The sequence below is a fragment of the Levilactobacillus fujinensis genome, assembly GCF_003946335.1.
GTDB classification, from domain to species: Bacteria; Bacillota; Bacilli; order Lactobacillales; family Lactobacillaceae; genus Levilactobacillus; species Levilactobacillus fujinensis.
In genome coordinates this window covers 1-4,277 of the sequence record NZ_RHNX01000069.1, presented here as the reverse complement: position 1 = coordinate 4,277, position 4,277 = coordinate 1, and the positions used below count along the sequence as shown (strand labels likewise).

General features: G+C 37.0%; 3 protein-coding genes and 2 pseudogenes. 4 read left to right on the top strand and 1 reads right to left on the bottom strand.

The window, feature by feature from the left end; genetic code table 11:
- The 4 genes and pseudogenes from EKM89_RS13480 to EKM89_RS13465 all read left to right on the top strand — a co-directional run.
- Positions 1-185, top strand: a pseudogene (locus tag EKM89_RS13480) (IS30 family transposase); the annotation flags it as partial.
- A gap of 229 nt (positions 186-414) precedes the next feature.
- A protein-coding gene (locus tag EKM89_RS13475) for an IS5 family transposase (protein ID WP_191988776.1) occupies positions 415-1,214 on the top strand; the annotation gives its coding sequence in 2 pieces (ribosomal slippage) (positions 415-703 and positions 703-1,214; 801 coding nt in all).
- A gap of 53 nt (positions 1,215-1,267) precedes the next feature.
- On the top strand, positions 1,268-2,173 hold the full coding sequence (locus EKM89_RS13470) for a glycosyltransferase family 2 protein (protein WP_125689296.1): 906 nt from the start codon (positions 1,268-1,270) through the stop codon (positions 2,171-2,173).
- 340 nt (positions 2,174-2,513) lie between these two features.
- Complete coding sequence (locus tag EKM89_RS13465) at positions 2,514-3,131, top strand: recombinase family protein (protein ID WP_125689294.1); 618 nt, start codon at positions 2,514-2,516, stop codon at positions 3,129-3,131.
- A gap of 224 nt (positions 3,132-3,355) precedes the next feature.
- Here the strand turns inward: EKM89_RS13465 and EKM89_RS14125 are convergent.
- Positions 3,356-4,195: pseudogene (locus tag EKM89_RS14125) on the bottom strand (IS30 family transposase); the annotation flags it as partial.
- Between the last annotated feature and the right edge of the window lie 82 nt (positions 4,196-4,277).

Below are 4,277 nucleotides of genomic sequence, written 5' to 3'. Positions count from 1 at the left end.
GTAGTAATGAACGCTTTAATCGGAATTTACGTTATTTTTATCCTAAAGGGACTCGTTTTGAGCACATTAGTGCTCACGATTTAACGACGACGTTACTCCAAATTAACCAGCGACCGCTTAAAATACTCGACTGGCAAACACCGTATCAGGTTATGCTGACAAATTTGTCCAAAAATTCGGATTAAATTTGCAATCTACCAAACCAACAGTTAAAATTGATACAACATTGAAAGAATCAGAATTGAAATTAGTTTCTTTAGTGCCAAAGTTTGACGTAGGAGCATGTTTGATTATTATTTCAAGATAGGTGCTAATAAAATGTAGTTATAAATGTTTTTTGATTAGAAGCTGTTTAGTATCTTTGATTTTGACCCAATAATTTGATAAACTACTGTCAAAAAAGTTGGTGATCATATGCAACATTTTAGTCATCATTACCAAAGCGATATTTCTCGGCAACAATTCGATTTGATCCGTCAGGATCTGGAAGCTTCAAGAAAACGAACTCACCCAAAACACATTGATCCTTATGATATCTTCTGTGCCATGCTCTATGTCCTTAAAAATGGCTGTACTTGGCGTGATTTGCCGGCTGATTATCCAAAGTGGTCCACCGTTTACTACTATTGGATGAGTTGGTCAAAAGCCCCCACCCCTGATAAACCAGCTTTATTAACTCAGGTTTTAAAAAAATTGTCGCTGATCGACGATTAAGGCAAGGGCGGTCAGCCCGAACTTCGTTCGTCATTTTAGATGCCCAAAGCATTAAGAACACCGCTACCGCTGAAAATAAGGGTTACGATGGTGGCAAGAAAATTTCCGGCATTAAGCGCCATTTAGCCGTCGACATCAATGGATTCCCGCAAGCTATCCATATTACCCGGGCTAACATCACTGATCGTGACGGGGCGATTGCACTCGTCACCCTTAATTTAGAGCAGTTTAAATTGGTTCGAACCATGATGGTTGATAGTGGTTATACCAGCCAAAATTTTGCCAATGAGATTAGCAGTTTAACCTCAGCCAAGGTAATCGTCGTTAAAAGAAATGAGTTACACCAATTTTCGGTTATCCCCCAACGGTGGCTCATTGAACGTTCATTTAGTTGGTTGGGAAATTATCATCGTTTATGGCGTAACTGTGAGCGTAAGCTCAACACTAGTCTCATGATGGTTTCGTTAGCTTTTATCAGGTTACTTCTCAAAAGATACTAAACAGCTTCTTATATAATAAAAATACAACTTTTTCTGTTAAGGAGTAAGCGTAATTGAAAATATCAGTAATAACGTCTGTATTTGACGAAAGTATAGACGTCATAAAACTATGTATTGATTCTATTTTAAATCAATCTATAAAAAATTTTGAATATATCATAGTAGACGATAATCCTAATTCTCTAAAATTATATAATTTTTTAAAGAGGGAGGAAAATAAAGATACTAGAATTAAGATACTTAGAAATGATACTAATTTAGGATTGGTTAAGTCATTAAATAGGGGTCTTAATTATTCCACTGGTGATTATATAGCACGTTTAGATGCAGATGATATTTCTAAAAAATCTAGATTAGAGAATCAATTAGAGTTTCTAAAAAAGAATAATTTGGACTTTGTATGTTCAAATGCAAAAATTATAGATGAAAATGGGAGGACTATTCATACCAGAGCACTTGGAAATAGGAAAATAGTATCTCAAAAAATAATTAAATTTTTCTTTCATAGAGCTAATTTTTCAGTTCATTCTAGTTGGTTTGTTAAGAAGAAAGTTTTCCAATCTTTACATAACTATAGAAACATTGATTATGCAGAAGATTATGATTTTATTTTAAGGGCACTACAAAGAAAAATTAGAATTGGATATCAGCCTAAAATTATGGTATCTAAAAGGATTAGAAAAGATAGTATTACTAAAAAAAACGCTTATAGGCAATACGTAACCGCTACGTTATTATCTAAAAATGTGCCTCCTAGAATCATAAAAAATGAAGTTCATATTTTGAATGATTCTATAATAAATAAGGTCAATAAACTTTATAGCCTGTCTGATACTTTTAACAAAAAAAAATCATTATTCATTCTTTTAAAATTGATTATATATATTCTATCTTCAAAAAAATTAACAATATATGCTATTTGGATTTTAAATGGGAAAATTATACGAAAAATTACTTAAATAAATTCTAATTTGGATTAAGTAATTTTCAAACAAACACAATTCAGTTATTACACTTTTTACCATCACAAGCAACAAATTATACGATGTAGGTTACACTTTTAAAGGTTATTTACGAGAAAGCTCTCTTATTAATTGAAGGGAGCTTTTGTTTTAATAAAAGTATCATTAAAGTGTACCCTAAATGGACAAAAAGCAGTATAATCAACTTATGAAGAAAAGCTTAGGTTCTGCTTGGGATAACAAGCAGTTCTTTGTTTTTGTCAAACTGTCTAATTAGAGTGTCTAAACAGAATGCAGTAGGGTGGAGGAGACTGATCCTCTGAAAGGAGAGTTATTGATGAAAGTTGGTTATGCGCGAGTTAGCTCAACTGATCAAAATTTGGCCCGCCAAATTAAAGCCTTGAAAGTGGCTAGATGTGAGAAAATCTTTGAAGAAAAACAATCGGGCAAATCGACCCAAAACCGACCAGAATTACAGGCGGCGATTGCTTATGTGCGGCAAGGAGATACATTAGTAGTGGCCTCATTAGATCGGCTTAGTCGAAACTATGACGACGCCAGTGATATAATCAAGCAGATCAGAGATAAACAGGTTAGAATGGAAGTCTTAGATGCCCCATTTCTTTCAATGCAGACTGGGGATTCAGATATGGACAAATTTATGTTTGATATGCTAACCAAGCTGTTAGCTTATATGGCGCAAACTGAGCGAAAAAAGATTCGGGAACGTCAGCGGCAAGGAATTGAGATTGCCAAAGCCAATGGGAAATATCGAGGGACTCGGCCCGCTTACGCCGCAGACGCACCTAACCCACAAAAACGGTTTATCTACCATCGTATCGTTGATCAATTAAGAAACAAAGCAACCGGTGCCCCAATTAGCTATCGAGCGATTGCGGCTGAAACCGGTGTATCGGTGCAGACTGTCATTAATATCAAGAATCGGATGAATTAGATGTTATCTGAGAAGAAAACTTTTAGCTTGCGAGATTAGTTAAGAGGGGGAAATAAGATGATTGATATTAATTATGGTAACTATACGCTTTTTCAATACCTAATCATTGCATTTACTTTGTTTCCAATTGAAATAATTCATTCATGGTTAATTGTAATGATTTATTTCCTGAATTGTCAAATCAAATGCAACACTTACAACCTATTCTATGAATCTGGTCTAGCTTAATCAAAACATGAAAGAATTTCAGAAGCACAACGGTAGCCCAAGGATTTTCGAGGACGCTGGTTGAGGGTATCCTGAATACTTTGAACACCAACGAGGGTGAGACTGCGCAGTGATTGCCCTTTGGGCAGAAACTCCCGAATCAATTGGTTTTGATTCTCGTTGGATCCACGTTCCCAGGGGGAATACGGGTGAGCAAAGTAAACTTGCGTTTCCTTTACTTGGTTAAGTTCAGAGAACTCGGAACCGTTATCAAAAGTAATGGACTTGAAGTGTTCAGCACCATAGTCGTTGACGATTCCTTGAAGCGCTGCACGACAAGTAGCAGCGTGATAATTGTCGATCTTAACGATGATTTCATAGCGACTAACTCGTTCCGTTAACGTCATGATAGCTGGCTCGCTAGCAACTCGCTTACCCTTAACGAGGTCACCCTCCCAGTGACCCAATTCAGAACGTTTTTCAGCACCCGCGGGACGCTCTTCGATTGATTGACCAAGAACCCGTTTATTCATTCGTTTATGGCCTTTCCCGGGACGCTTAATGCGGCGTCGAAGCTTCAGTGGTAGATCAGTATTAGTTAGTGCAAGCTGTCCGTCATCGATATAACGGTAAACCGTAGGGGTCGAGGGACAAGGTAATTGCGGATAGTGCGCACCAAACCAATGAACAAAGCTATCAACACTGTGAATGCGCGGCTTCCGTTTAAGTTCTTTGACCAGTTGGTCAAAGAATTCAGGCGCTCTTTCCAGGAAGCCAATGTGGCGACAACTGGTACGGTGTTTTTCACGAACTGCTTGGCCAGTTTCCGCAAAGTACGTGGTAAAGGAACGATGATTCGAGCGGTAGCGTCAAGAATCTTGTGTAAATGAAATGCCTTCGTACATATAATATGTATCTAACTTAAATAAATGATGCTTC